At 62.4% G+C, this 1,405-nt stretch carries 2 protein-coding genes; both read left to right on the top strand.

Annotated elements, in window-relative coordinates; genetic code table 11:
- Nucleotides 1-102: 102 nt before the first annotated feature.
- Nucleotides 103-588: an ureidoglycolate lyase gene (locus tag OP495_RS18880; protein WP_280571119.1), complete on the top strand. Its 486-nt coding sequence runs from the start codon at nt 103-105 to the stop codon at nt 586-588.
- A gap of 90 nt (nt 589-678) precedes the next feature.
- Nucleotides 679-1,405, top strand: a 727-nt coding sequence (locus OP495_RS18875; RefSeq protein ID WP_280571118.1) for a chromate transporter, incomplete at its 3' end; no start/stop codon positions are given.

Here is a 1,405-nt window from a genome sequence, read left to right as displayed (position 1 = left end):
TACGCCGCCGGGCCGGGGCCGTTTCGCTATCTGCTCTACAAGGACGTGAATCGGCACATGAAGCTGCGCTTGAGCTGAGACAATACCCTCTGAGGAGAACGCATGCTCGAACTTACCGCCCAGCCCCTGACCGCCGAGGCTTTCGCGCCGTTCGGCGATGTCATTGATCGTCGTGATGCCGATAGCTTTCCCATCAACAATGGCCGCACCCAGCGTTATCACGATCTGGCGCGAATCGAGACGCTCGGCGAGGGTGCACGGCCGATCATCAGTATTTTCATCAGCCAACCCGTGGAATTGCCGCTGACTCTTACATTACTGGAGCGTCACCCGTTCGGCAGTCAGGCGTTCATGCCATTGCACGGAGAGCGCTTCATCCTCGTCGTTGCGCCACCGGGAGAGCGCATCGAGCCTGGCGACGTGCGCGCGTTCGTCACCGAGGGTCGCCAGGGTGTGAATTATCGCGCCGGCACCTGGCACGCCATTCACTCGGTGCTCGACGTGGAAGGCGAGTTCCTGGTGGTGGACCGTGCCGGCGAGGGCAACAATTGCGAGGAATACCCGTTGGTAGCGCGGGTGAGTTTATAAGCAGGTATCCACATCGTGGTGGTGTTCAACGGTACGGCCATGCACGGTGATGCTTGTTTTGCTCATGAAGCCCGACCAGGAGCCTCGCTGATGTCGGACGCGCGCCATTCCGTTGAGCGTCTCAAGGAAGTCTTTTCCGCCTTTCTGCTACTGGGCCTGACGTCCTTCGGTGGGCCGATTGCCCATCTCGGCTATTTTCGTGCCGAGTTCGTCACGCGGCGCCGCTGGCTGTCGGAGAAGGACTACGCGGATCTGGTGGCGCTGTGTCAGTTTCTTCCGGGCCCGGCCAGCAGCCAGGTCGGCTTTGCCTTGGGGCTATTGCGGGGTGGAGGTTGGGGAGCCGCTGCTGCCTGGACGGCCTTTACGCTGCCCTCGGCCATCGTGCTGGTGCTTTTCGCATCGGGAGCAGCAGTTTTCGATGGCCCGGTCAGCCAAGGCATCCTGCATGGTCTCAAGGTGGCGGCCGTGGCGATCGTTGCCCACGCCGTCTGGGGCATGGCGCGCACGCTTTGCCCCGACCAGCGGCGGGCCGGCATCGCTTTGGCGGCTGTTCTATTGGTAGTGCTGATCGGCGGACCGGTGGGGATGGTCACGGCCATCGTGATCGGTGCGATGGCCGGTATGCTGTTTTGTGGAGATTCAGTGTGCCGAGACCAGGGTGGCCCGGTGTCGCGTGAGTTGCACTTTCCGGTGTCGCGGCGCGTCAGCCAAGTCGCTGCCACATGTTTCATCGCGTTGCTGATCGGGCTGCCTTGGCTTGCCTGGCTGTCGTCGTCCACGATCCTGGCGATGATCGACGCCTTCTACCGGGCCGGTG

Source organism: Chromohalobacter sp. 296-RDG, from assembly GCF_029889885.1.
Taxonomy (GTDB): Bacteria; Pseudomonadota; Gammaproteobacteria; order Pseudomonadales; family Halomonadaceae; genus Chromohalobacter.
Note: the sequence above shows the minus strand (reverse complement) of the source record. Positions and strands in the feature narration are given on the sequence as shown.